Genomic DNA, 26,591 nt, shown 5'->3' with positions numbered 1-26,591 from the left:
TGTTACAGACTTTCTAGCCAAGCTTCATCTCGAACCTGGATACCAAGTTCTTGTGCTTTTTGAAGTTTACTTCCAGCATCTGCGCCTGCCACGACGAGGTCGGTCTTTTTAGAAACACTGCCTGTTACCTTAGCACCTAGACTTTCGAGTTTACTTTTAGCTTCTGAGCGCTTGAGCCGTTCCAATTTTCCAGTCAATACCACGGTCAAACCTGACAAGGCTGCGTCTGCTACTACCGTCTGTCCTTTATAGTCCAGATTGACTCCAGTTTCTTTCAATTCTCTTAGGAGAATTTCAGATCCCTCAGTCGCAAAATAAGTCTGAAGACTCTTGGCAATCACGCCACCCAAACTTTCAATACTAGCCACTTCATCTGGATCTGCCTGAGCCAGATTTTCAATTGAGTGGAAATGTTGAAGTAAGAGCTGGCTGGCTTTACTTCCGACATGGCGAATGCCTAGACCAAACAAGAGTTTCTCGGCAGAATTTTCCTTAGATGCTTGGATAGCCTGATAAAGTTTACCAGCAGACTTTTCCTTAACCCCCTCTAAAAGGAGAAAATCTTCCTCTTTCAAACGATAAATATCCGCCACGTCCTTAACCAAATTGGCAGCAAAGAGTTTTTCAACTACTGATGGACCAAGGCCTGTAATATTCATGGCATCTCGAGAGGCAAAGTGGATCAAACCTTCCATGATTTGGGCAGGACAACGTGGATTGATACAACGGAGAGCCACTTCATCTTCAAAGTGCAACAAGTCAGAGTTACAACTTGGGCAGTTTGTAGGGATATCTAGTTTTTCTTCAGAAACCCGCTTGGACTCTACCACTCGTAAAACAGCAGGGATGATGTCACCAGCCTTATAGACGATAACCGTGTCGGCTTTTCGGATATCTTTTTCAGCAATATAATCTACATTGTGCAGGGTCGCACGGCTAACAGTCGTACCGGCAAGTTGTACTGGTGTTAGATTCGCAGTTGGGGTTACAACACCCGTACGGCCAACTGTCCAGTCAACTGACAAGAGTTGAGCTTCTTTTTCCTCAGCAGGAAACTTGTAGGCTACTGCCCACTTTGGAGCCTTGACGGTAAAACCGAGTTCTTCTTGGTTTGCTAGGTCATTGACCTTGATCACCACCCCATCGATATCATAGGGAAGATTGTCCCGTTCCTCTCCTACTTCTTGGATAAAATTCCAAATCTCATCCATGCTTTCAGCCAGAATTCGTTTAGAATTGACTACAAAACCAAGTTGTTCTAGGTGCTTCAAAACCTTTTCTTGGCTGTCGCGAGTTGAAGGGCTGGCTTCTTGATAGAGGAAAGTGGCAAGATTGCGCTTGGCAACTACTGCTGTATCCAGCTGACGCAAGGTTCCTGCTGCCGCATTACGAGGATTGGCAAATTCAGGCTCTCCATTTTCTTGGCGAGCTTGATTAACCTGGTCAAAAGAAGCGCGTGGCATGTAACATTCCCCACGAACTGTGATATTTAGCTCTTCTGGCAAAGTCAAAGGAATGTCCTTAACACGCTTAAGGTTTTCAGTGATGTTCTCCCCAACAGAACCATCTCCACGCGTTGCACCTGCAACTAAAATCCCCTTTTCATAAGTCAGCGAGATAGACAAGCCATCTATTTTCAGCTCACAAATATAGGTTGGATGAGCCACTTCCTTACGAACACGCGCATCAAAAGCTTCAAGCTCCTCACGTGAAAAAGCATCCTGCAAACTATAAAGAGGATACTGATGACTGTATTTTTCAAAACCATCTAAGACTTTGCCACCAACACGATGGGTCGGACTGTCTGCTAACACTTGATCTGGATAGGCAGTTTCTAACTCAACCAACTCACGGTAAAGGCGGTCATATTCACTATCTGAAACCGAGGGATTGTCGCTGGTATAGTACTCAGTCGCATAGCGATTGAGCAAGGCGACTAACTCATTCATTCTTTTATTCATAAGACCATTTTACCATAAACTAAGCCCTCCTCACAAACGAGAAGGGCGGAAAAAACACTTAGTTTGAAATTATTTTTGAAACTCAATCAGCCTTATATCAATTTTTCAAAATGAGTTCGAACATAAATAAACGATATACAAGACAAGATGATAACACCACTTCCAATTATCAGGAAAGAAGAGAGATGGACACTTGGCAGGACTGTCATAAATCCTTTTGCAATAGGCATAAATAGAATAGCTAAGGTAAAAATTGTACTCAGTACTCTCCCAAGAAATTCGCTCTCAACCTTGGTTTGTACTTGAGTAAAAAAGTGAATATTAAAAATCGTCATAAACAATTCACAAACTAAATTTCCAGAAAAGGAAAGCAAATTTGGAAGTGATAATCCCATCATAAAAACTCCGACACCTGTCAAAGCCAGTAAAATCAAAAGATTATAAACATTAGCTTTAATTTTACTAGCTAGAAGAGCCCCAATGATGGAACCAATAGCCCCCATAGTTAAAATACTTGCATAGGCTCCTTCTGACCCGTAAAGCTGATTCGAAAAGGGAAGTAGAAATTCAAAAGCGGCAAAAAAGAAATTAACGCTGGAAGCTACCAGCAAAAGGAAGAAAATTTCTTGCTGATGCCAGATATAGTGTAACCCATCCTTGATATCTACAAAAATATCTCTCCCAGTAAAAGCCTTTTTCTCTTGAACTTTTGCTTCCTCTTTTGGAAGGAAAGCCACTAGAACAAAAGCAATAAAAAAAGTCAGCGAGTCTAGCAGTAGTGTCATATGGAGACTTGCAAACTGTAAAACAAGGAAGGAAAGAACAGGAGAGCTAACACCTACAACCTGCAAAACCAGCTCTAAGCGAGAGTTATAGATCACAATCTCATCTTTCTCCACCACTTCAGTTATGATAGCTTTATTGGCTGTACGAGAAAAGGCAAAAGCAATAGCCTGCACAATATTGGCAAAAATCAAAGCGCCAATCATCCAGCTGTCATTCCTTATAAAAGAAATAGCCAGACAAAGAATCCCACAAACAAGGTCTGTCACCATTAAAATCTTACGACGAGAAAATCGGTCTGAAATAACTCCACCAAAGGGATTTACGAGAATAGATGTGACGAGTTCAGAAATCTGATAAATCCCTAGAACGGTTTGCCCAATCGTTCCCATCGATGCCAACCAGACACTATTTCCATAATCATAGAGCATATTTCCTATCTTGTTAACAGCTCCACGGCTAATCAACTGTAGTGCATAGCGATTCATATAAAAACTCCTCTCAAATTTTGAAACTATTGTATCAAAACCGAAAGGAGCTTTTTGTTTTTTCCCTTATTTGGGAAAATTAATCTTTGACAAATTTTTCGTAGTGTTCCTGATAATAGGCTACTTGCTCAGGAAGACCTAACACATCAAAAATATGCATGGCCTCTTGCATCTGACTACAGCCTTCTGTACACTGTCCTTTTTGGTATAAGGCAAAGCCTTTTAGGTAATGGAAAATATTACGCTCATAAAGCTTAATACCTTTGCCAATAATCTTCTCTGTATAAGCCTCAAAATAGCTAGCATTATCAAAAGAAAGATGCTCTAAACAATGCTGGTAACAATTGAGGGCCAAAATCAAAACCAATCTCTTATGGCGACCAATCTCTTGGTAAAATTCCTCCCTCTCCATAACTTCTCTACCAATCCGAGTGACATAGTCCACATCGTAGAAACTATAGAGGTTACCAAACAAAATCAACTCATACATGGTCCATTCTTCTGTTTTGAAGAGATAATCTGCTACCTTATCCAAATCATCCTGCTTCATATCATAACTAGAATCTCTTTGACAAATCAGACCTTGTAGCAAAATCCAGTTCAGCTCAAAATAAAGGGGAGTCGTCGAACTCTTAGCCTTTTCAAGTTGTTCACTTTGAAGCTTTTGAAAACCTGCAATATCATTTGAATAGTAAAGAGGCACAATTTGTCCCATCATGGCAACATGTTCATGATTATGAAAGTTCCTTGCCTTATCCATGAAATTTTCGATTGTGACATGAATGTTATCCAAAATCTCAAAGAAACGTGAGACTGCTAGGTCAGACTCCCCAAGCTCAAAGCGAGATAACTGAGAGGTTGAACAGGACTCGCCTGCGGCCTCCTTTAAGGAATAATTGCCACTTGTCCGAAATTCACGAAATACTTTTCCAAGATGTTCCATCTTTACACCTGCTCTGACAATTCTTCCCACTCAAGCATAGCTTCTTCCTGACGGTGGCTGATTTTGTCCAGTTCAGCCTGCAATTCCATGAGTTTACCTGCATCGTTTGTTTCCAACATTTGTTCAGAAATAGCTTGGCTTTGAATTTCTAACTCTTCGATTTCAGCTTCTAGATTTTCAATTTGTCGCATGAGCTTACGAACTTCTTTTTGACTTTCTTTTTGAGCTTGATAGTCATTGACTGGGCTTGCTTCTTTTGCTTGATTGCTGGTTGAAACCTCCTCTGCCAGACTCATTTCTACTTCTGCTTTCTTCTCAACATAGTAGTCGTAATCTCCAAGATAGAGAGTCGAACCATTTTCAGATAATTCTAAAACATGAGTTGCCACACGATTGATAAAGTAACGGTCGTGGCTGACAAAGAGCAAGGTTCCATCAAAGTCAATCAAGGCATTTTCTAGCACTTCCTTGCTATCAATATCCAAGTGGTTGGTCGGCTCGTCAAGAATCAGGAAGTTGTTGTTTTCCATAGACAATTTAGCCAAAAGCAAACGAGCTTTCTCACCTCCAGACAGCATGCCAACTGATTTTTTAACATCATCTCCTGAGAAAAGGAAGGCACCTAGACGATTGCGGATTTCAACTTCAGGTGTCAATTTGAAATCATTCCAGAGTTCATCCAGTACCGTATTACTTGATGTTAGCTTGCTTTGGGTTTGGTCATAGTAACCCACCTCAACATTGGCACCAAAGCGCTTTTCACCCTTGATAAAAGGAATCTGCTCCACAATCGACTTGATAAAGGTTGATTTCCCAATACCATTTGGACCAACGATAGCGACAGCATTCATCTTACGAAGGTCTAGGTTAATCGGTTGTGACAGGACTTCCCCATCATAGCCAACAGCAGCATTTTCAACAGTCAATACAACATTACCAGACGTTTTTTCAGACTGGAAGGTCATATTGGCTGATTTCTTACCAGCTTCCGGCTTGTCCAAACGCTCCATTTTTTCCAGTTGTTTACGGCGAGATTGGGCACGTTTGGTCGTTGAAGCTCGGACTAGATTGCGATTGACAAAATCTTCCAGAGCAGCGATCTCCTTCTGCTGCTTTTCATAGTTTTTTGCCTCAGTAGCTAGCTTTTGCTCCTTCAGCTCGACAAAGCGAGAGTAATTGCCCACGTAGCGATCCAAGGAATGCTTGGTCAAATCCAGCGTAATTGTCGCAACCTTGTCCAAGAAATAACGGTCGTGACTGACAATAATGAGGGCACCGCTATAATTTACCAAGTAATTCTCTAGCCAGGCAATGGTTTCAATATCCAAGTGGTTGGTTGGCTCGTCCAAGACCAAGAGATTTGGCTTTTCAAGAAGCATTTTGGCCAGCGCCAAACGAGTATTTTGACCACCAGAAAGTTCAGCTATTTTCATCTGCCACATAGATTCGTCAAACTTGAATCCATTCAAAATAGCACGGATATCAGCTTCATAGGTAAAGCCGCCTGCTTGACGAAAATTCTCAGATAAGCGATCGTAATCTGACATCAGTTTATCCAAATCCTCACCAGACTTTTGACCCATCTCCAGTTCCATCTGACGAAGTTGTTTCTCAGTTTGACGCAGGTCATCAAAGACATGAAGCATCTCATCGTAGATGGTATTTTCAGACTCAAAACGGCTATCTTGGGCTAGGTAAGACAGAGAAATATCTTTTTTCTTATTGATTTCTCCACTAGTTGGCTCCTCTTCTCCAACCAAAATCTTCAAAAGAGTAGACTTACCTGCTCCATTTTTCCCAACAAGAGCAATCCTGTCTCGTTCATCAACTTGCAGGTTGATATTATCAAAAAGAACCTCTCCTGCAAAAGATCGTTCAATTTTATTAGCTTGTAAAATAATCATACAAACAGTATAGCATGTTTCCCTAAGGCATTCAAGATAATGGTAAGTATTTTAGCGAAGAGTTTGTAACATAAAATAAATTATGTATATTTTATATTAGATTCCTTCGCTATCTTGTTGGATTTTCTAACCAGCTAATCTTGCTTCAAATAGTTATCGCACAAGTCTATTATTTAATTCTTTTCATTATATACGTACGTATAGCAGATTGAAATAAGATGAGAACAAATCGATTGAGGAAGTAAAATTAATTTCTATAAATGTTTTAGAAATTGTTTCGTACTATTTTAGATTGAACTACTATATATACAATATTTTCGGAGCATTCAACTTTTTAATTCTATTTATTACTAGATTTCATAATTAAAAAGCCTATCACACAAGCTTAAATGCTTGATATGACAGGCTTTTTGAACGCCAATTATTTAACAGCGTCTTTAAGAGCTTTACCAGCTTTGAATGCTGGAACTTTAGAAGCTGCAATTGTCATTTCTTTACCAGTTTGTGGGTTGCGACCTTTACGTTCTGCACGCTCACGAACTTCAAAGTTACCAAAACCGATCAATTGAACTTTTTCACCAGCTGCAAGATAGTCAGCTACTGCTGCAAATACAGCTTCAACTGCTGCTGCTGAGTCTTTCTTAGTCAATTCTGTAGCTTCTGCTACTTTAGCGATCAAATCTTGTTTGTTTGCCATGTTAACGATTCCTCCAAATAATTTCTAATTAACAAATATAATCATATCCTAAAATCCCTTTTAGGTCAAGTTAAAAACGCTGTTTCTTCCCATTTTATTTATTTTTTTAGGAATGGTAACGTACCAAAATAGCCCAAGCGTTCTCACCTGTGTGAGTTTGAATAATGGAACCGGTTTCTAAAACAGAAATTGGCTTTTCAACATAAGCTTGTAAGCTTTCTTTCATCTCTTTTGCCCAATCATCACTACCAGAATATGAAATTCCAATCTCTGCTACAGAACGTTCAGCGAGTGATGTTATCAACTCATCTAACCATTTTTTAAAGGTTTTAGCACCACGACCTTTAACAATTGGCTGCAATTCATGATCTTTCATTTGCATGACAACACGGATATTAAGAAGAGAACTCAACAATCCAGTTACACGGCCAATTCGTCCACCTTTGACAAGATTTTCCAAAGTTGAAACGCCAATATAGAGTTCTGTGTGGTTTTTAACCTCTTCTACATGAGATAAGATTTCCTCCAACTCTTTGCCTTCTTGCGCTAATTTTGCAGCCTCAACAACTTGGAATTTCAAGGCTTGGTCAGTGAAAGAACTGTCAATAACTGTTACGTCGGCTGTAGATAGGCTAGCACCTTGACGCGCTGCTTCTACAGTACCCGAAAGCGCATGGGACATATGAATAGCAAGAATCTGGCTACCATCCTTGCATAGGTCTTCAAACACTTCAGCAAAGACACCTACAGGCGGCTGACTTGTTTTCGGAAGATTCTTAGCTTCTTGCATCAAGTGAAGAAATTTACCTTCTTCTTTCAAATCAGCATCAGAATAAACAACATTATCAATCATTACTGATAATGGAACAATTGTAATATCTAATTGTTGTACTAGTTCTGGTTCAATAGTAACAGATGAATCGGTTACAATCTTAATTTTTGTCATAGTATCAATCTTTCTATTTTAGGATTCAGATTGGTTTTCTTACTTTTAATTATATCAAAAAAAGATTAAAAATCCTAATGGAGTCAATCAAATTTTCCGTAAAAATTTGATATAATCAACTTATAAGAAAAGAGGTGTCCTATGATTAAAAAAATTTACCCCATTTTAACCATTTTACTAGGTGCTGCTATTTATGCTTTTGGGCTGACTTATTTTGTAGTTCCTCATCATCTCTTTGAAGGAGGGGCGACAGGTATTACCCTCATCACCTTTTATCTTTTTAAAATCCCTGTTTCGCTCATGAACCTGCTGATTAATATTCCCCTTTTCATCCTAGCTTGGAAAATCTTTGGAGCAAAATCCCTCTATTCTAGTTTACTAGGAACCTTAGCCTTGTCTGCCTGGTTGGCCTTTTTTGAGCGTATTCCCCTTCATATTGATCTTCAAGGTGATTTACTAATCACAGCCCTTATAGCGGGAATTCTATTGGGAATTGGTCTCGGAATTATCTTTAATGCTGGAGGTACAACTGGCGGAACTGATATTCTAGCTCGTATTCTCAACAAATACACTCATATATCAATGGGGAAACTACTTTTTATCTTAGATTTTTGTATTCTCATGCTCATTCTCCTTATCTTCAAGGATTTGAGATTGGTTTCCTACACACTCTTATTTGATTTTATCGTTTCGCGTGTCATTGATTTGATTGGCGAAGGTGGCTACGCAGGTAAAGGCTTTATGATTATCACAAAACGTCCTGACCAACTTGCTAAGGCAATCAATGATGACCTAGGAAGAGGTGTTACTTTTATTTCCGGTCAAGGCTACTATAGTAAAAAAGATTTGAAAATCATTTACTGTATTGTCGGTAGAAATGAAATTGTGAAAATGAAGGAAATGATTCATCGAATCGATCCTCAAGCCTTTATAACTATTACAGAAGCCCATGAAATCCTTGGCGAAGGATTTACCTTTGAAAAAGAATAAAAAGAGGTAATGTCGTGACCTCAAAAGTTAGACTAAATCATCTATCTTTTGGGTTACAGACAACCTCTTTTTAATTATCCAAACTCTTAAGACCAATTCCGAGCAACTTCTTCATCTGCCTTTAACTGATCCACTAATTGGTCCACAGAATCAAATTTAGTCATATCTCGAATGCGATCAAGCCAATAAACCATGACGGTTTCCCCATAAATATCTTGATTAAAATCAAAAATATTGACTTCAAATCGTGCTTCTTCTCCATCAAAGGTCACATTTTTTCCAACACTAGCCATAGCACGATACTTCTGTCTTTGAATCTCAACATCAACGACATAAACGCCATCTGCTGGCATATAAGTACGATCTAAAAGCACCAAATTAGCTGTTGGATAACCAATCGTACGACCACGAGCATTGCCATGAACCACCATACCTCTTGATGGAAGCGGTGCCCCCAAAAGTTCTCCTGCTTCTTTCACATTTCCATCTAAAATAGCTTGACGGATACGAGTTGAACTAATCTTTCCTTTCTCATCTTCTACAGGTGGAACGATAATGACTTCTCCATCAAAGTAATCTTTTAAGTCTTCTGCCGTTTTTTGGTCAGAACCAAATGTATAATCAAAACCTGCAACAATAATTTTGGCATTCATAGCCTTGATATAGGTTGCAAAAAATTCTTCTGCAGTAAGACTAGCGAATTGACTACTAAAATCAAGGAGATATAATTCTTCTACGCCTTCACGCTTTAATTTTCTTTCACGTTCAGCAGGATTCAAAATATGTAAAAACAGATCAGGATGATAAGGCTCTAAAGCGATTTTTGGAGATTCATTAAAGGTCATAACGACGATAGGCAATAAATCCTTTCTCGCAGCCTTATTGGCAACACGAAATAATTCTTGATGCCCCTTGTGTATACCATCAAAATAGCCGAGAACAACGACTGAATCAGATGGTGTGCCAATATCTTTTTGGTTTTTTATAGGAATAGTAATAATCATAAACTAATTATATCATAGCGATAGCTATTTCTGGAACAGAAAATCTGAAATGTCGTTTTTTTCATCTGAAGTGTACCTGTTTTCAAAAAGCACTTCACTCTATCATTGCTTAACTATGAATTTTGCAATATTCTTCTCAAAAACTTGTAGGACATCTTCAAAAGTTTGAAAGGAATGATTAGACTTGTTCAGTAACCATAAAGTGTCATACTATGCTTATGTATGAAAAAGCAATGCAACTAACTCCTGAGAACTTTAAATTACTAATTGGTGTCGAAAAGGTAGAATTTAGAATCGAGGTACACCTATGGCTGTAAAATTTACAAAACGAGACAATTTGGGCAAGATGTTTGAAGAGTTTCGTAAACTCCCTGATTTGAAGCAAGTCACTTTCCATGATGACAAAGAAAAAAAGCTAAAGCAGAAAAGAAAAACTAGATGACTGCTTTCCAACAACTCCCATCCAGTGTGCTTCAGATTGGAGCTATTTTTCTTTCCATCTGTTAGCTTGGATTCTCAGACAGTTTCAGCTAAAGAATATCATTTTCCCTTATCAGAAGGAACGAATCAAGCCATTCAGACAAGTGAAGGGACGACAAGCAAATATTTGAAACCAGATACCAGTTCTTATAGTCAATTGAAATAAAATCTGAAGAAATCGAGTAGGAAACTCAAATCATTTTTTAGCAGTGTTCTATTCCAGATTCAATCCACTATACATATTAAAAAGTATGGGTACCAAAACAAAAAAATAGGCTCTCCGAAAACTCGGAAAGCCTTAATTTATGCTATTTCTAGCTTCCTCGCCTTTACAGTTCAAGGCTCGGGATAAAAAGGTTCACTGGACCTTTTTATTTAGCGATTGGGTAAACAGAAACTTGTTTTTTATCGCGTCCTTTACGTTCAAAGCGTACTACGCCTTCAACTTTAGCGAACAAAGTATCGTCTCCACCACGTCCAACGTTTACACCTGGGTAGATATGTGTACCACGTTGACGGTAAAGGATTGATCCACCTGTTACAGTTTGTCCGTCAGCTGCTTTAGCTCCAAGACGTTTTGCTTGTGAATCACGTCCGTTTGATGTAGAACCTCCACCTTTTTTGTGGGCGAAAAGTTGCAAGTTGTTAAGAGTCATTTTTAACATAATGTTTTCCTCCGTGTTAGTTTTCTGTGATAACTCTGGTTTGGACGAACTCTGAAGAGTTCTCCGATAAGTTTGCCATACCTAAGAAAAATGATTCAAAGAATAACTGGGTCATTTCTCTCTGGTGTGAAGGAAGATCTTTTGGAATTTCAACCATCAGATAGCCACCTTCATCTTCGTTTAATTCTAGGATTGGTTCATAGCCTGCAAATTTCTCAATAGAATTGATAAAGTTAATGGCAAGCGTAGAAACCGATGCACACACGACATCTAAGCCGTATTCGCCACTCTCGGCGTGTCCAGTAATTTCCGCATTCCTCAGCTCGCCATCTTCGGCTCTCTCAAAGACTGCTTGTATCATGTGTTCTCCTTAAAATTAAGCGTTGATTGCGTTGATGACAACTTTTGTATATGGTTGACGGTGACCTTGTTTACGGTGGCTACCTTTTTTAGGTTTGTACTTGTAAGTAACAACTTTCTTTTGTTTTCCTTGTTTTTCAACAGTTCCAACTACAGTAGCTCCAGCAACAAGTGGAGTTCCGACAACAGTGTTTTCACCACCAACAAGAACAACTTCGTTAAAAGTAACTTCTTGACCAGCTTCAACGTTCAATTTTTCAACGTAAACTGCTTGACCAACTTCAACTTTAACTTGTTTTCCGCCAGTTTTGATAATTGCGTATGTGCTCATTATGCACCTCCTATGATTTTTATGGGTTTCCCCGATTTTTTGTGAAGACTCGCCTAGCATCGTGGGACGAACCACTTAAACTTGAATAATCAAGTAACGATGTTCGTGCGGTTGCACAGGATCGTGCATAGTCAACTCTTCAAGTATAGCATATCTCCTATTTTCTTACAAGTAATAACACCTAAAATGAAGCTTTTTCTTTTACTTTTTTCTGCCACGAGGCAAAAAGCATGCTAATGTAAAAAATGCTCATCATAATAGGAACACCAAGAATGGTCTTTTCATGATAGAAAATCGTCAAATAGGCTGAAAAGACAACACCAAGGACAAAACTACTAAGCAGGCTAACAAATATGAACCCTTCACGTAAAAAAGGAGTGTGCTTGGTTCGGAAATAATCTCCAAAAGCCAGCATGGTCCGTTTGATGTTCCCTGTCATAAAGGCATTATTGTAAGCAATACCCGATACTTCTCCAAAAGCAGTTGTAACCAGTCCCATACAGAAGGCCAAGGGCGGCACTAGATAGATATTATCCACAGTTTGCGGCACAAAAGCAATAATTATTGATAGGATTGCCAAAGGAATCAGTGACAGAATTGGCTTTTTTACAATTCTCAATTTTTCCTTATAAATGGTTAGTAAAAAAACTCCCAGCATAAACGCTATTAAGGTTAAAAGCTTATCCCTAACATCCGAAACATTATTCTGTATTAGCTCTACCGAAAGAAAGACAACATTTCCAGTTTGTCCAGCTACAAGGGTATTCCCGCGAACAATAAAAGTGTAAGCATCCACATATCCAGCACAAAACGTCAAAAAAAGTGCTAACCTTTTAGACTGACGTGATATTTTTCTTATAGGTAATAACCTCATTTTCCCTCCCATTGTATTTTCTCTTAGAATATTGTACCATTTTCTTTCTAAAAAATCGTAGGCTACCATTTAGATTTTACTATTAGCATAAAAATAATAATAGACAACTATTTATCCAAAAATAGATAGAGGTAACATGTTTGTAAACAAAGCATACGAACCTTTAGTAAAATCATTTCCATGAAACTAGAATAGAGCCTCTCTTAGCAAAAATTATTATTTTAATTTATTTCTGATCACTCTTTGACATAAATAACTCTTACAAATAAAAGACTATGTCTTCAAAAAATGGTATAATAAAATCAATACTTGGGCTTGATGGCTATGCTACTAATAACAATTAGAAGAGAAAATCAGGCACTTGTTAACAACAAGGATTATCCCCTTGAGATGAAAGGAACTTTAGAAATCTTATGATGAACATGCAAAACATGATGCGTCAAGCACAAAAACTTCAAAAACAAATGGAACAAAGCCAGGCCGAACTTGCTGCCATGCAATTTGTTGGCAAATCTGCTCAAAACCTTGTCCAAGCGACCTTAACTGGAGATAAGAAAGTTGTCAGCATTGATTTCAATCCAGCTATCGTTGACCCAGAGGACCTTGAAACTCTTTCTGATATGACCGTTCAAGCCATCAACTATGCTCTTGAACAAATCGATGAAACTACCAAGAAAAAACTGGGTGCTTTCGCTGGGAAATTGCCATTCTAAAAACAAGGAGCTAGAACAATGCTTGTCGATAACAAAGGCTAAGAAAGGTGCAAAAATTATAAAAAACGGCTCTATAATATTTGTAGTGGGTAATTTCCCTATGGATATTATGGAGCCTATTTTTTGTAGAAAAAAAGTCCCATATGACCTATAATGAAAAGCGACTAAACAACTCATTAGAAAGATTCATATGGAACAATTACATTTTATCACAAAACTACTCGATATTAAAGACCCTAATATCCAGATTCTAGACATCATCAATAATGATACACACAAGGAAATCATCGCTAAACTGGATTATGAGGCTCCATCTTGCCCTGATTGCGGAAGTCAAATGAAGAAATATGACTTTCAAAAACCCTCTAAGATTCCTTACCTTGAAACGACTGGTATGCCTACTAGAATTCTTCTTAGAAAGCGTCGTTTTAAGTGCTATCAGTGCTCGAAAATGATGGTGTCTGAAACTTCTATCGTCAAGAAGAATCACCAAATTCCTCGTATCATCAACCAAAAAATTGCTCAAAAACTGATTGAAAAGACTTCTATGACTGATATTGCCCATCAGCTATCTATTTCAACTTCAACTGTCATTCGAAAGCTCAATGACTTCCACTTTAAGCATGATTTTTCTCGTCTTCCAGAGATTATGTCTTGGGACGAGTACACCTTTACCAAGGGAAAGATGAGCTTTATTGCACAAGATTTTGATCAGCTCAATATCATTACTATTCTTGATGGGAGAACACAAGCTATCATCCGCAATCACTTTCTTCGCTACAATCGATCCGTTCGTTGTCAGGTGAAAATCATTACGATGGATATGTTTAGCCCTTACTATACCTTAGCTAAACAGCTTTTTCCGTGTGCCAAAATCGTTCTTGATCGCTTCCACATTGTACAACACTTAAGCCGTGCTATGAGTCGTGTACGTGTCCAAATCATGAATCAATTGGATCGAAAGTCTCATGAATACAAGGCTATCAAGCGTTACTGGAAGCTCATCCAACAGGATAGTCGGAAACTCAGCGATAAACGTTTTTATCGCCCTACTTTTCGTATGCACTTGACCAATAAAGAAATACTAGACAAGCTTTTGAGCTATTCAGAAGACTTGAAACACCACTATCAGCTCTATCAGCTCTTGCTTTTTCACTTCCAGAATAAGGAACCAGAGAAATTTTTCGGACTTACTGAGGACAATCTAAAGCTGGTTCATCCTATTTTTCAGACTGTCTTTAAAACCCTCCTCAAGGATAAAGAGAAGATTGTCAACGCCCTTCAACTACACTATTCTAACGCCAAATTAGAAGCGACCAATAATCTCATTAAACTCATCAAACGAAATGCCTTTGGTTTCCGGAACTTTGAAAATTTCAAAAAACGGATTTTTATCGCTCTCAACATCAAAAAAGAAAGGACGAAATTTGTCCTTTCTCGATCTTAGCTTTTCTTCAACCCACTACAGTTGACAAAGAGCCTAAAAAACGCATAATAGCAGGTGTCAAAACACTCAATATTATGCGTTTTCTCATGAAAAAATTCTCTTTTCATACTCATTTAAAATCAAAAAGGGAATTTATCGTTTTACGGACATGTATATTACAGATTTCTATAGGTCGTATATAGACAGGACATCATCGATTGGAAGGTGTCCTTTTTGACAGCAATCCGTAATTTAAAGTTCTCAGGAGTTAGCCGCATTGCTTCTTCATACATACTTTTCCTAACTATAGTATATCATAGTATGCCACTTTATAGTTTTCGCTATTGATGAACTGCTTGGGCTGCTGTGATAAGAGTTAAATTGTAAACATCTTCTGCACTACATCCACGTGAAAGGTCGTTAACTGGCTTATTCAAACCTTGTAAAACAGGTCCTACAGCAGAGAAACCACCGAGACGTTCTGCAATCTTGTAACCGATATTTCCAGCTTCGATACTTGGGAAGATGAATACAGTTGCTTGTCCAGCCACTTTACTTCCTGGAGCTTTTAAAGCTGCTGTTTCAGGGTGGAAGGCGGCATCAAATTGCAATTCCCCATCTATTTCAAGGTCTGGGCGTAGTTCGTGCGCACGTTGTGTAGCTGCTACTACCTTATCAACGTTCTCACCGAAACCAGAACCTTTACTTGAATAGCTCAACATAGCAATTTTTGGTTCTATACCAAACATTTTCGCAGTGATTGCTGAATTAATCGCAATTTCAGCCAAGGCATCTGCATCAGGATTGATATTGATAGCACAGTCACCAAATAGGTAACGTTCTGAACCACGAGTCATCAAAAAGGCACCTGAAGTACGAGTCACATTTGGACGAGTTTTAATGATTTGAAGGGCTGGACGAACTGTTGCAGCAGTTGAGTGAAGTGCACCTGAAACCATACCGTCAACCAAGCCCATATATACTAGCATTACACCAAAGTAGTTAACGTCTTCACGTAAGAGTCTAGCAGCTTCTTCTTCTGATATCTTACCGTTTCGACGTTCAACGAGCGCAGCAACCATTTCGTCAAACTTAGCGTAGTGGTCAGGATCGATGACTTCATAACCCTCGTGAATCCCTTCAATTTCAAGGTAAATTTTAATTTTTTCTGGTTTACCAAGCAAGACTGGAATAACATCTGTTTCTTTTACCAAGCGTTTCGTAGCTTGAAGAATACGAGGTTCTTTTCCTTCAGGTAGAACGATGCGGACATTTTTACCAACTAGGTTGGCTTTGAGACTTTCAAAAACTTCCATGAGTTTTCTCCTTTAAAAATAATAAATTATACTCTAATATTTTTTATTGAGTATTAGTTGATAACTGTTTAATAAGGTTACTAAAATCATCCGGCAAGGGACTGTCTAACTGCAAGTCTTGCTCTAAAAATGGATGATAAAAAGATAGGTAATGGCAATGCAGGGCCTGACGTTGGATGCCGTCATCCAGACTACCACCGTACAAGTCATCTCCCAACAAAGGAAAGCCGATATGAGAAAAATGGACTCGGATTTGGTGGGTTCGTCCAGTATGAAGGCGAATGTCGACCAAGTGGATATTTCCATAAGAAGCTACAATCTTGTAGGAAGTATGGGCATACTTTCCGCCTTTAGCCACTCGTCTGGTAATAATAGAGTCTTCATCACGCGCAATCGGAGCAATAATTTCTCCCTCCGGCTCTAAATATCCATCTCCTTTAACCAAAGCAAAGTAACGTTTCTCGATAGATTTCTTCTGCAACTGCTTGTCCAATCGTGCATGGGCATAACCGTGCTTGGCAAAGAGCATCAAGCCAGAAGTGTCCCTATCAAGTCTGGTCACAATGTGAACCTGCTGATTTTCGTAATTTTGCTTGACGTAGTAACCCTTGATAAAATTGGCAATGGTATTGGAGTGATTGACACTAGGAATAGACGCCACTCCATCGGGTTTATTCAAGACTAGAAAATGGTCATCCTCATAGAGAATATCCAGTGGACGCTCGATTGCTTCCAGAGTTTCAAAACCTTCCTCAGCGGGAATATCGATAGTAACGCGGTCTCCAATATCCAATAGATAAGTTGCATTTTGCGGTTGGTCATTGACCAGAATAGCCCCACCTCGAAACTTAATCTTGGCCAGCAGCCCCTTAGAAACCTCGTGCTTTTTCAAAAAGGTCTTAACCTTGACATGTTCATCTGCGATAAATTCAAACCTCATTCATCCACCTCGCCGATAAAGGCATCCTTAACGCGGTTCCAGAAGCTGGTATGGCTAGGAGTCGCGACAAAGTGAATCTTATGATGATCAATTTGATACTCGATTCGCTCGATACTACGAAAAGAATAGACACTATTGTCAATCGAAATGGTGTGGTAATCATTTCTTGTTGGAATGAGTTCAATCTTATCCTTCTTAGGCACAATAATGGAAGAGCCCAGCGTTCGATAGACACGATTATTGAGGCTGGCAATTTCTGTCAACTGCAGAGCTTCAATGGTAGGGTGTAAAACAGCACCGCCAAGAGACTTGTTATAGGCAGTACTACCAGTCGGTGTCGAAACTGTTAGCCCGTCTCCACGAAAACGCTCAAAGGGAACACCATTGATGACAATATCTGCCACCATGGTTCGATCGGATCTGCGAATGCTGGCTTCGTTGAGGGCACGAAAAATCTTGACCTCTCCATTTCCAAGAAAAACCTTCACATTCAAAACCGGATAAGAAACCCTTGCTCCGGTATCCAGCTGCAAATTGGTCATTAACTTATCCAACTCAAAATCACGATAATCGGTATAAAAGCCCAGGTGTCCTGTATGAAGACCGATAAAGCGTACCTTATCAAGTTGGTCTTCGTACTTATGAAAAGCCGACAAGAGCATGCCATCTCCACCAATGGAAATGACAATGTCCGGACTGCTGTCATTGAGTATAAACTGATTTCTCTTCAAACGATCTCGCAATTCATACAAAACCCTTTGACTCTGCGGTTTTCTATTGGCTATCAGATCAATTCGTTTACCTGTATTCTTCATCTGTATCGTCACTGTTTCCTACACCGTCATTTAATTTTCTGCTCAAGGGATCAAAAAGTGCCTGGGCTTCTTGGATATCATCACGAATTTCACCCATTTCTTCATCCAACTGATGGGCGATTCTAGCTGTAATTTCCAGTCGCTTCTTAATCTCATCTGGGAAATCCCCTTGGTACTTGTAGTTGAGAGAATGTTCTATCGTTGCCCAAAAATTCATGGCCAAGGTACGAATTTGAATTTCCGCCAAAATTGTCTTGGCTCCATTGATGGTATCAACCGTATATTCTACTACCACATGATAGGAACGATAGCCTGATGCTTTTCTATGAGTAATGTAATCTCGCTCCTGTATGATTCGCATATCCTGACGCTTGTGCAAAATCTCCACTACTTCCTTGACGTCATCTACAAACTGGACCATCACACGTAAACCAGCAATATCCTGCAAATCGTGTTCCAAGGTCGCATAAGTAATGCCACGACGAGCCATTTTTTCTTTGATACTCTCAATTGGCTTGACTCGACCGGTCACAAACTCAATCGGAGAATGCTTATTTTGCTTACGATATTGCTTACGAATACCACGAAGTTTAATCTTTAACTCACCAACAGCTTGAATGTAAGGATCTAGAAATTCTTCCCATTCTAAGGTCATATATTCTCCCTTGTTCTCATATTATCCTTCAAAAATATCTTTGATTTTTTCTCCAGATTCATATACAATAAATACAAAGCTATTATATCATATAATCCGCTTTCATAGATAAAGAAAAGGTAAGAAAAATGAAACATTTAGAAATTGAATTGAAAACACTATTGAAAAAAGATGAATACAATCGTCTAAAAGACCAGTTCACAGACGTCACTCCTGTTCTTCAAAAAAATTACTACATTGACACGCCTAATTTTGAACTTCGAGAAAAGAAAGTTGCTATGCGCATTCGAACTTTTGAAGACTGGGCAGAATTGACACTCAAAGTCCCACAAAGTGTTGGAAACATGGAGTATAACCAAAAATTGCAACTAAAAGATGCTGAGAACTATCTGAATAAGGAAGAACTTCCTCAAGGGCTGGTTCTTGATGAATTGGCGAAACATGGTATCCAAACTAGTGAGTGGCATGTGCTTGGTTGTCTCACAACGCTTCGCTATGAAATGAAGACAGCTATTGGTCTCATGGCGCTGGATGAGAGTCAATACTTCGATCTGACAGATTACGAATTAGAGCTTGAAGTGGAGAATCACGAGCAAGGCAAACAGGATTTCCAGCAATTTTTAGAGGAAAATCAGATTGCTTATCAAAAAGCTCCCTCAAAATTGGTTCGATTTGTCAAAAGTATGAAAAATAGCTGAAATAATCTCCATTTTTTGGTAAAATAGAAAAGATAAAAATACACGAATCCCAGTTCATATATGTAAAGCAAATATCACTAGGATTTATAAAGTTTACAGAGGACGGTCTATAATGTCAGATAGAAAAAACATGAAACTTTTCGCACTCAACTCTAACCAAGAAATTGCACAGAAAATTGCTCAAGCTGTTGGTGTCCCACTTGGAAAACTATCATCACGTCAATTTTCAGACGGAGAAATCCAAGTGAATATTGAAGAAAGTGTCCGTGGTTATGATGTTTACATCATCCAATCAACAAGTTTCCCTGTCAACAACCACCTAATGGAATTGTTAATCATGGTCGACGCTTGTGTGCGTGCAAGTGCCCACAGTATCAACGTTGTCCTTCCATATTTTGGCTATGCACGTCAAGATCGCATTGCTTCACCACGTGAGCCACTTACAGCTAAACTAGTTGCTAATATGCTGGTTAAGGCTGGAGTTGACCGTGTTCTTACGCTTGATTTGCATGCTGTTCAGGTTCAAGGTTTCTTTGATATTCCAGTGGATAATCTTTTCACTGTTCCCCTATTCGCAAAACATTACTGCGATAAGGGCCTACTCGGTTCAGATGTTGTTGTCGTTAGCCCTAAAAATTCAGGTGTGAAACGTGCTCGTAGCCTGGCTGAATATCTTGATGCTCCTATCGCTATTATCGACTACCCTCAAGACGATGCAACTCGTAACGAAGGTTACATTATTGGTGATGTTGAAGGTAAGAAAGCCATCTTGATTGACGATATTCTGAATACAGGACGTACCTTCTCTGAAGCTTCTAAAATCGTTGAACGTGAAGGAGCTACAGAAATTTATGCTGTTTCTAGCCACGGTCTCTTCGTTGAAGGAGCTGCTGAACTTCTTGACAATACTAAGATTAAAGAAATTCTTGTGACTGATTCAGTAGCAACAAAAGAAAAAACTCCTAAAAACGTGTGCTACATCACTGCTAGTGAGTTAATTGGTGATGCCATCGTCCGTATCCACGAAAGAAAACCAGTCAGCCCACTCTTTGCTTACAACAAAAAGAAATAAGGTGATTCTTTGATTTATTTGGACAATGCTGCGACGACTCCTATGTCAGCAGTTGCTATTTCAGCTATGACCAAGGTTATGCAAGAAACCCATGGCAATCCATCTAGTATCCATGGTCATGGTCGTCAAGCTGGCAAACTTTTGCGCGAAGCACGTCAGGAACTAGCTCAATTACTAGGGACAAAACCTCAACATATCTTTTTCACTTCTGGTGGAACCGAAGGCAACAATACTGCCATCATTGGCTACTGCCTTCGTCACCAAGAACAAGGAAAACATATTATCACAACTGCCATTGAGCACCATGCCGTCCTTGAAACGATTGATTACTTGGTTCAACACTTTGGTTTTGAAGTAACCATTATCCAGCCAGAAAATCAAGAAATCACCGCCCAGCAAATTCAAGAAGCCTTACGTGACGATACGATTTTGGTTTCTACCATGTTTGCCAATAATGAGACTGGAAACCTACTTCCCATTGCTAAAATTGGCCAAATACTCAAACAACACTCTGCTGCCTATCATGTTGATGCAGTTCAGGCTATCGGAAAAATCCCTATTCACCCAGAAGAATTGGGCATTGATTTTCTCACTGCTTCAGCCCATAAATTCCATGGTCCTAAGGGAATCGGCTTCCTCTACGCATCTAGCATGGACTTTGATTCCTATCTTCATGGCGGAGACCAAGAACAGAAAAAACGTGCAGGGACTGAAAATCTGGCTGCCATCGTAGGCATGCTTGCAGCCCTAAAAGAAGACCTAGAAAAACAAGAAGAACATTTCCAACATGTACAAAATCTAGAAACTGCCTTTCTTGCGGAGCTTGAGGGAGTTCAGTATTACCTGAATAGAGGAGAGCATCATCTCCCCTATGTTCTCAATATTGGATTTCCTGGTCAGAAAAACGACCTTTTACTCCTCCGTCTAGACTTAGCTGGAATCTCTATCTCTACTGGCTCAGCCTGTACGGCAGGCATTGTCCAATCCAGCCATGTTCTCGAGGCCATGTACGGGGCAAATTCAGAACGCTTGAAGGAATCCGTTCGCATCAGTTTGTCGCCACAAAACACTGTTGAAGAGCTACAAACCCTCGCAAAAACCTTAAAAGAAATTATCGGAGGTTAGCCTTATGGCATTTGAAAAAACCATTCAGTTAAAAAATTGTCGTTACGACTACACTCTTAACCCTTCTGTTAAAAAATTCACCCTCAAGGACAACACCTTTTTTGAGACTAAGGTTGGTAACTATGAACTGACTCGCCTACTTGAAAAAGTGCCAAACAGTGGTGAAGGCTTCCAACTCAAAATCATCATTAACAAGGAACTCACAGGGGCTAAAATCAATATCACTGACAAGTTTGGTCTTCGTCTGGTTGATATTTTCAAATCAGAAGACCACCACATTCATCAGGAAAAATTCTACTTCCTCATGGATAGCTTGGTAGAGCGTGGTGTCTTTACAAAATCTGAAAGATAGGTCCCATATGTTTGAACTGACCTATAAGGACAGCTATCATGTAGAGCGCACTCTCAAGTATGAGGATTATGAAGCTCTCATGCTGGCTCTGTCAGGATGTGTGACCCTACCAGATACACTTTATGTGACTTCTCTGACTTTTAAGGGACAAGAAGTTTATCAGGGGCTGGTCGGAGACCTCTACCGTTTTCTATCAGATACAGAATTTTTACATCAAAACTAAGATTTTTCTTAGTTTTTTCTTATTTTTGTTGATTTTTTCACAATGTTTCTATAAAATAGAAGAATAGAAAGGTTGTGATTTTGTGAAAGATAAACAGTCTGCTATTCCAAAAGCTACAGCGAAAAGACTCTCTCTCTACTATCGAATTTTTAAGAGATTTCATGCAGAAAAGATTGAACGTGCCAACTCTAAACAAATTGCAGAGGCCATTGGGATTGATTCAGCGACCGTACGTCGTGATTTTTCCTATTTTGGTGAACTAGGTCGTCGTGGTTTTGGCTATGATGTCAAAAAACTGATGACGTTTTTTGCCGATTTGCTCAATGATAACTCTATTACCAATGTCATGCTGGTTGGTATTGGAAATATGGGCCACGCTCTTCTCCACTACCGCTTCCATGAGCGCAACAAGATGAAAATTATCATGGCCTTTGACCTAGATAACCATCCTGAAGTCGGTACCCAAACTCCTGATGGAATTCCCATTTACGGAATTTCTCAAATCAAGGATAAAATCAAGGATGCTGATGTCAAGACGGCTATCCTGACAGTTCCTAGCGTTAAATCCCAAGAGGTTGCCAATCTCTTGGTAGATGCTGGTGTGAAAGGAATTCTCAGTTTTTCACCAGTCCATCTGCATTTACCAAAAGACGTGGTCGTTCAGTATGTCGATCTGACAAGTGAACTCCAAACCCTCCTCTATTTCATGCGAAAAGAGGATTAGAAAGCGAAAATCATTTTATGAAAAAACCAGTTATAGGGATTACAGGAAACGAAAAAACTCATCCTGATGATGACATCATGATGAGCTACGCAGCAAAAGGCTTTGTGGAAGGCGTTAAAGACGCTGGAGGGATTCCCATCATCCTACCGATTGGTGATCAAGAAATGGCCTGCCACTATATCAGTATGATTGACAAGCTCATCTTGACAGGCGGGCAAAATGTTGATCCAAAATTCTATGGTGAACCAAAAACCATTGATAGCGATGACTACCACCTTCAAAGAGATATCTTTGAACTGGCCCTCATCAAGGAAGCTATTAAACAGCAAAAGCCAATTTTCTCTGTCTGTCGTGGGACTCAACTCTTTAACGTTGCCATGGGCGGAACTCTGTACCAAGATATAGAAGACCACTGGCAGGATTGTTCTGCTGAGTACACAACCCAGCGTTTGGTAACAGAACCTGATACTGTTCTTCGAGAAATCTATGGAGAAATCTCCCATATCAACTCCTTCCACCACCAGAGCATCAAGGATTTAGCTCCCAACTTAAAGATTGCAGCTCATGATCCTAAAGATGGTATCATTGAAGCCGTTATAAGTACGAATGATGTTGCCTTCCTCGGTGTCCAATGGCATCCAGAATTGCTATTTGAAAATCGTCCCAAAGATAAAAACCTCTTTGACTATATCGTTAATGAACTTTAGATTAAATCTGTCTTTTCTCGATAACTAAAGTAGCTGGAGTGAGAGACAATCAAATGGTCCAAGAGGACAATTCCCATCAGATCGCAGGCTTCTTTAACAAGTTTAGTGACATGATCATCATTTCGGCTAGGGGCTACCGCTCCTGAAGGATGATTATGAACCAAGATGAGAGAGGTCGCCATATGCTTGATGGCATAATGAAGAATCTCTCGCGGCTCAGCGATACTACGAGTGGCAGAACCGATAAAAATGGTCTGCTGATGGATGATTTGATTTTGAGTATTGAGATAGAGCGCCACCAGGTGCTCTTGTTTTTTATGGCCCAATTCCTGCTGCATCTTCTTAGCCAACTTTTGACTGCTGAGAATACTTTCCATTTCAAGGGTCTCATGTTTATGAATACGATGCCCCAGTTCAATCATAGCTTGTAATTCTATAGCCTTAACACGACCGATACCAGACAGACTCTGCAATTCCTGTAGGGTCATTTTTTTCAAATCTGTTAGGCTTGAAAGGTTGTTCAAAACTTTCTGGGCAATTTCAAAAACACTGGCTTGCCGTGTTCCTGTTCTGAGTAAAATAGCTAGCAACTCTTGATTACTGAGCGCTTCTACTCCTTCTTGAGCCAGTCTCTCTCTTGGTAATAATGAATCTTCTTGGAATGAAATACTGTACATAAAAATCCTCCTCACTTTATTATTCGTGAGAAGGATGAAAAATTAGATTTTTTTCTCAATTGGGGCCACACTGGCTAAAAGTTTTTTCAGGCCAACTTCTGGGAAATTGATTTTTAATTCCTGCGTAGCACCGCTACCTGAAACTTCCAGAACAGTTCCCTCTCCCCATTTTTTGTGGAGAGCAATGTCACCAATGGACCAATTTGTCTCGTTAGACGCTGATTTTGCACCAGCTGAAAATTGACCAAACGGGAGACCGCTTGACTGGATAGTTTTTGGTGCTGCACTGCGTTTACGGTCTTGAAGGGCCTGAGCAAGACTCATACCTTGACCAAAGGCAAGACCACCACTACTATATGATGCCTTAAAGCTTGTATTTGCTGGACGTGCTAGACCTTGATACTCAAGCAAGTCTGAACTGATTTCGTTAATAAAACGAGTTGGACGGTTGTAGTTGGTACGACCGAAAAGTAGGCGCGAGTTGGCATTAGTCAGATAGAGAATTTTCTCTGCACGTGTGATACCTACATAGGCCAGACGGCGCTCTTCTTCTAATTCATCTTGATCTTCAGCTGCACGGCTAAGCGGAAAGACATTTTCTTCCATCCCAATCAAAAAGACAACTGGAAACTCGAGACCTTTGGCAGCATGCAGGGTCATCAGGGTCACTTCTGATGTCTCCTGACTACCTGAATCTGTATCCGCAATCAAGGCCAAGTCATTTAAAAAACGACTCAGTTTGTCCAAACCAGTTTCCTCTTCTGGACCATCAGAGGTGTCATCAAAGTTTTTCGTCACAGAAAGGAACTCTTCTATATTTTCAACACGAGCCTTACTTTCCAGAGTTGCTTGGGCATTAAGAATATCGACATAACCTGTTTTTTCTAGAACCGCCTCAACCAACTCAGTAATGCTTAATTGATCCAGTTGCTCCCGCAGATCCAGAATCATATTAGCAAAATCCCAGATAGATTGGGCCGCCTTCCCTTTAATGCCAGATAACATGATATTTGCTGAAGCATCTAGCATGGACATGTTTTGCATATTGGCAAAATCACGGATTTTCTCAACAGTGCCTGACCCAATTCCACGTTTAGGCTCGTTAATAATACGCTCAAAACTGATATTGTCACTCAAATTAGCAATAAGATTGAGGTAAGCGATAATATCTCGGATTTCCTTACGGCTGTAGAACTTGGTTCCTCCAACCATGGTATAAGGGATATTTGACTTGAGCAGGGCTTCCTCAATAGTACGGGACTGCGCATTAGTCCGATAGAGAACTGCAAAATCCTTGTGAAGGAAGTTTTGACTGCGACTAAGTTCATCGATGGTTCTGGCTACAAATACAGCCTCATCCAGCTCATCATTGGCACGATAGTATACGATTTGCTCCCCATCAGCGTTTTGGGTCCAGAGATTCTTAGGACGGCGGTTTTTATTATTTTTAATAACCTCATTGGCCGCTTGGAGAATGGTTTTAGTTGAGCGGTAATTCTCCTCCAACAAAACAACCTTGGCTTGGGGATAATCTTTCTCGAAATCCAAAATATTCTGCATATCAGCACCTCGCCAACCGTAGATAGACTGATCCGCATCCCCAACCACACAGATATTTTTAAAGCGTGAAGCCAAGAGTTTGACCAGTTGGTACTGGGCATGGTTGGTATCTTGGTACTCATCAACGTGGATGTATTGGAATTTTTGCTGGTAATAAGTCAAAACATCAGGATTTTGATCAAAAAGACGCAAGGTCAGCATAATCAAATCATCAAAGTCAACCGACTCTGACTGACGAAGCTCTTTCTGATAGGCTGTATAACACTGGGCCACGATTTGCGTGTACATATCGCCAGCTTGGGCAGCATAAGCTACATCATCAATCAAATCATTCTTGGCATTGGAAATAGTCCCTAAAATGCTCCGTTCATTCCATTTTTTCGGATCCAGGTTCAACTGCTTAAGAATCCGTTTCATGAGAGTTCGTTGCTCCCCTGGATCTACAATAGTGAAATTTCGGTTGTAGCCAATATGGTCCACATCGCGACGTAGGATACGAACACACATGGAGTGAAAGGTCGCAATCAAACAGTCCTGAGTGGATGGATTGAGGCTATAAGCACGCTCTTTCATCTCACGCGCAGCCTTATTAGTAAAGGTAATGGCCAAGATATTCCACGGATTGACCAGCTTTTCATCAATCAGATAAGCGATACGGTGGGTCAAAACACGAGTCTTTCCAGAACCAGCCCCTGCCATGATTAACAAGGGACCTTCTGTCGTTTGCACCGCCTCAGCCTGACGGTCATTCATTCCATTTAATAATGCGTTCATCTTCTCTTCCTTACTCTTGAAGTCAATATTTCTATTATATCAGAAATCAGGGAAAATAGAAACTTTACGGGGAGTAGCAAAATGTAGTTGATTGAAGCTAAAATACTATACCACAGTCTATAAAATACCTAACTTTTTGACTTAATCTTTTCCTGAACTCGCTCAATAAAAAAAGGTAAATTTAAGCTTGCCAATACGAACGTTAAACAGAATTTCATTTCTCTTTTTAGAATCAAAACGACAATATTGTGGAATCTCTACAGGAACAATAGATTGCGACACTAAAATATTCTCCCCTAGTTTTGCTTTACTAATAGTATACAGGAGGAGTACCCTGAATCATAGATACCTGGTTATGATATGCTTACAAATAGAGTTGGAAAAAATC

The 26,591-nt window shown here is 39.6% G+C and carries 29 protein-coding genes, 2 pseudogenes and 1 other annotated feature; of the genes and pseudogenes, 13 read left to right on the top strand and 18 right to left on the bottom strand.

From position 1 onward, the window contains the following. Nucleotides 1-2 precede the first annotated feature (2 nt). The 6 genes from ligA to WKI23_RS03760 form a co-directional block, all read right to left on the bottom strand. Nucleotides 3-1,961, bottom strand: a complete 1,959-nt coding sequence (gene ligA, locus WKI23_RS03785; RefSeq protein WP_368078998.1) for an NAD-dependent DNA ligase LigA — start codon at nt 1,959-1,961, stop codon at nt 3-5. A 92-nt stretch (nt 1,962-2,053) separates the two neighbouring features. Beyond that, a complete protein-coding gene (locus WKI23_RS03780) occupies nt 2,054-3,232 on the bottom strand; it encodes an MFS transporter (protein ID WP_368078997.1) in 1,179 nt (392 codons plus the stop codon). A gap of 79 nt (nt 3,233-3,311) precedes the next feature. Then, nucleotides 3,312-4,175: an Rgg family transcriptional regulator gene (locus WKI23_RS03775; RefSeq protein WP_368078996.1), complete on the bottom strand. Its 864-nt coding sequence runs from the start codon at nt 4,173-4,175 to the stop codon at nt 3,312-3,314. Nucleotides 4,176-4,177: 2 nt separating this feature from the next. Further along, on the bottom strand, nt 4,178-6,079 hold the full coding sequence (locus WKI23_RS03770; RefSeq protein ID WP_368078995.1) for an ABC-F family ATP-binding cassette domain-containing protein: 1,902 nt from the start codon (nt 6,077-6,079) through the stop codon (nt 4,178-4,180). Nucleotides 6,080-6,500: 421 nt separating this feature from the next. Beyond that, on the bottom strand, nt 6,501-6,776 hold the full coding sequence (locus WKI23_RS03765) for an HU family DNA-binding protein (RefSeq protein WP_001284639.1): 276 nt from the start codon (nt 6,774-6,776) through the stop codon (nt 6,501-6,503). Between the two features lie 106 nt (nt 6,777-6,882). Then, nucleotides 6,883-7,722, bottom strand: coding sequence for a DegV family protein (locus WKI23_RS03760; protein WP_368078994.1), 840 nt, complete (start codon nt 7,720-7,722; stop codon nt 6,883-6,885). 141 nt (nt 7,723-7,863) lie between these two features. Here WKI23_RS03760 and WKI23_RS03755 point away from each other — a divergent pair, with 141 nt between their 5' ends. Next, entirely contained in the window at nt 7,864-8,712 is an 849-nt protein-coding gene (locus WKI23_RS03755; protein WP_368078993.1) for a YitT family protein, read from the top strand. A gap of 86 nt (nt 8,713-8,798) precedes the next feature. Here WKI23_RS03755 and WKI23_RS03750 read toward each other — a convergent pair whose 3' ends face one another. Beyond that, complete coding sequence (locus tag WKI23_RS03750; protein WP_000587439.1) at nt 8,799-9,716, bottom strand: bifunctional riboflavin kinase/FAD synthetase; 918 nt, start codon at nt 9,714-9,716, stop codon at nt 8,799-8,801. Between the two features lie 307 nt (nt 9,717-10,023). Here WKI23_RS03750 and WKI23_RS03745 point away from each other — a divergent pair, with 307 nt between their 5' ends. From WKI23_RS03745 to WKI23_RS03735, 3 genes and pseudogenes are all read left to right on the top strand, one after another. Next, nucleotides 10,024-10,158, top strand: a complete 135-nt coding sequence (locus tag WKI23_RS03745) for an SPJ_0845 family protein (RefSeq protein WP_368078992.1) — start codon at nt 10,024-10,026, stop codon at nt 10,156-10,158. Continuing rightward, nucleotides 10,155-10,217 (top strand): annotated as a pseudogene (locus tag WKI23_RS03740) (permease); the annotation flags it as partial. The gene WKI23_RS03745 and the pseudogene WKI23_RS03740, both read left to right, overlap by 4 nt. After that, a pseudogene (locus tag WKI23_RS03735) lies at nt 10,210-10,347 on the top strand (TIGR03943 family putative permease subunit); the annotation flags it as partial. The pseudogenes WKI23_RS03740 and WKI23_RS03735, both read left to right, overlap by 8 nt. A gap of 220 nt (nt 10,348-10,567) precedes the next feature. Here WKI23_RS03735 and rpmA read toward each other — a convergent pair. From rpmA to WKI23_RS03715, 4 genes are all read right to left on the bottom strand, one after another. Then, complete coding sequence (rpmA, locus tag WKI23_RS03730) at nt 10,568-10,861, bottom strand: 50S ribosomal protein L27 (protein WP_000916509.1); 294 nt, start codon at nt 10,859-10,861, stop codon at nt 10,568-10,570. 16 nt (nt 10,862-10,877) lie between these two features. Continuing rightward, complete coding sequence (locus WKI23_RS03725) at nt 10,878-11,222, bottom strand: ribosomal-processing cysteine protease Prp (protein WP_049512999.1); 345 nt, start codon at nt 11,220-11,222, stop codon at nt 10,878-10,880. Nucleotides 11,223-11,237: 15 nt separating this feature from the next. Then, on the bottom strand, nt 11,238-11,552 hold the full coding sequence (gene rplU, locus WKI23_RS03720) for a 50S ribosomal protein L21 (protein ID WP_000109141.1): 315 nt from the start codon (nt 11,550-11,552) through the stop codon (nt 11,238-11,240). A gap of 35 nt (nt 11,553-11,587) precedes the next feature. Beyond that, nucleotides 11,588-11,675 (bottom strand) — a sequence feature (ribosomal protein L21 leader region). A gap of 58 nt (nt 11,676-11,733) precedes the next feature. Then, entirely contained in the window at nt 11,734-12,438 is a 705-nt protein-coding gene (locus WKI23_RS03715; RefSeq protein ID WP_368079029.1) for a YoaK family protein, read from the bottom strand. A gap of 401 nt (nt 12,439-12,839) precedes the next feature. Here WKI23_RS03715 and WKI23_RS03710 point away from each other — a divergent pair, with 401 nt between their 5' ends. Further along, a complete protein-coding gene (locus WKI23_RS03710) occupies nt 12,840-13,139 on the top strand; it encodes a YbaB/EbfC family nucleoid-associated protein (RefSeq protein WP_368078991.1) in 300 nt (99 codons plus the stop codon). 190 nt (nt 13,140-13,329) lie between these two features. After that, entirely contained in the window at nt 13,330-14,586 is a 1,257-nt protein-coding gene (locus WKI23_RS03705; protein WP_368078990.1) for an ISL3 family transposase, read from the top strand. Between the two features lie 320 nt (nt 14,587-14,906). Here WKI23_RS03705 and pta read toward each other — a convergent pair whose 3' ends face one another. From pta to WKI23_RS03685, 4 genes are read right to left on the bottom strand one after another with little or no spacing between them, the layout of a single operon-like run. Beyond that, nucleotides 14,907-15,881 (bottom strand): phosphate acetyltransferase, encoded by a 975-nt coding sequence (gene pta / locus WKI23_RS03700; RefSeq protein ID WP_368078989.1) that lies wholly within the window; start codon nt 15,879-15,881, stop codon nt 14,907-14,909. A gap of 43 nt (nt 15,882-15,924) precedes the next feature. After that, nucleotides 15,925-16,821 carry an RluA family pseudouridine synthase gene (locus tag WKI23_RS03695; RefSeq protein WP_368078988.1) on the bottom strand — a complete coding sequence of 299 codons (897 nt, stop codon included), beginning with the start codon at nt 16,819-16,821 and terminating at the stop codon, nt 15,925-15,927. Continuing rightward, entirely contained in the window at nt 16,818-17,636 is an 819-nt protein-coding gene (locus WKI23_RS03690) for an NAD kinase (RefSeq protein ID WP_338618255.1), read from the bottom strand. The genes WKI23_RS03695 and WKI23_RS03690 overlap by 4 nt, the downstream gene beginning before the upstream one ends. Continuing rightward, a complete protein-coding gene (locus tag WKI23_RS03685; protein ID WP_000171681.1) occupies nt 17,620-18,291 on the bottom strand; it encodes a GTP pyrophosphokinase in 672 nt (223 codons plus the stop codon). The genes WKI23_RS03690 and WKI23_RS03685 overlap by 17 nt, the downstream gene beginning before the upstream one ends. 128 nt (nt 18,292-18,419) lie before the next feature. Here WKI23_RS03685 and WKI23_RS03680 point away from each other — a divergent pair, with 128 nt between their 5' ends. The 7 genes from WKI23_RS03680 to WKI23_RS03650 all read left to right on the top strand — a co-directional run bounded on the left by WKI23_RS03680 (nt 18,420) and on the right by WKI23_RS03650 (nt 23,192). Further along, on the top strand, nt 18,420-18,989 hold the full coding sequence (locus tag WKI23_RS03680; protein ID WP_368078987.1) for a CYTH domain-containing protein: 570 nt from the start codon (nt 18,420-18,422) through the stop codon (nt 18,987-18,989). Nucleotides 18,990-19,101: 112 nt separating this feature from the next. Further along, complete coding sequence (locus WKI23_RS03675) at nt 19,102-20,061, top strand: ribose-phosphate diphosphokinase (protein WP_368078986.1); 960 nt, start codon at nt 19,102-19,104, stop codon at nt 20,059-20,061. Between the two features lie 9 nt (nt 20,062-20,070). Then, the gene (locus WKI23_RS03670) at nt 20,071-21,186 is read left to right on the top strand and encodes a cysteine desulfurase family protein (protein ID WP_368078985.1); all 1,116 of its coding nucleotides are present in this window, start codon (nt 20,071-20,073) and stop codon (nt 21,184-21,186) included. 4 nt (nt 21,187-21,190) lie between these two features. Further along, nucleotides 21,191-21,538 (top strand): DUF1831 domain-containing protein, encoded by a 348-nt coding sequence (locus WKI23_RS03665; protein ID WP_084890267.1) that lies wholly within the window; start codon nt 21,191-21,193, stop codon nt 21,536-21,538. Nucleotides 21,539-21,545: 7 nt separating this feature from the next. Further along, nucleotides 21,546-21,761: a DUF4649 family protein gene (locus tag WKI23_RS03660; protein WP_368078984.1), complete on the top strand. Its 216-nt coding sequence runs from the start codon at nt 21,546-21,548 to the stop codon at nt 21,759-21,761. Between the two features lie 82 nt (nt 21,762-21,843). Then, complete coding sequence (locus tag WKI23_RS03655; RefSeq protein ID WP_000653420.1) at nt 21,844-22,485, top strand: redox-sensing transcriptional repressor Rex; 642 nt, start codon at nt 21,844-21,846, stop codon at nt 22,483-22,485. Between the two features lie 17 nt (nt 22,486-22,502). Continuing rightward, nucleotides 22,503-23,192 (top strand): gamma-glutamyl-gamma-aminobutyrate hydrolase family protein, encoded by a 690-nt coding sequence (locus WKI23_RS03650; protein WP_368078983.1) that lies wholly within the window; start codon nt 22,503-22,505, stop codon nt 23,190-23,192. On the opposite strand, the gene radC is transcribed toward WKI23_RS03650, so the two are convergent. From radC to WKI23_RS03635, 3 genes are all read right to left on the bottom strand, one after another. Next, nucleotides 23,189-23,869, bottom strand: a complete 681-nt coding sequence (radC, locus tag WKI23_RS03645; RefSeq protein ID WP_224219069.1) for a RadC family protein — start codon at nt 23,867-23,869, stop codon at nt 23,189-23,191. The genes WKI23_RS03650 and radC overlap by 4 nt on opposite strands. A 42-nt stretch (nt 23,870-23,911) precedes the next feature. Continuing rightward, on the bottom strand, nt 23,912-26,203 hold the full coding sequence (gene pcrA, locus WKI23_RS03640) for a DNA helicase PcrA (RefSeq protein ID WP_368078982.1): 2,292 nt from the start codon (nt 26,201-26,203) through the stop codon (nt 23,912-23,914). Nucleotides 26,204-26,365: 162 nt separating this feature from the next. Beyond that, nucleotides 26,366-26,485 (bottom strand): galactose-6-phosphate isomerase, encoded by a 120-nt coding sequence (locus WKI23_RS03635; RefSeq protein ID WP_368078981.1) that lies wholly within the window; start codon nt 26,483-26,485, stop codon nt 26,366-26,368. Nucleotides 26,486-26,591 lie beyond the last annotated feature (106 nt).

The sequence above is a fragment of the Streptococcus pseudopneumoniae genome, assembly GCF_038148955.1.
Lineage (GTDB): Bacteria > Bacillota > Bacilli > Lactobacillales > Streptococcaceae > Streptococcus > Streptococcus pseudopneumoniae_T.
This window is presented reverse-complemented; position numbering and strand designations above follow the sequence as displayed.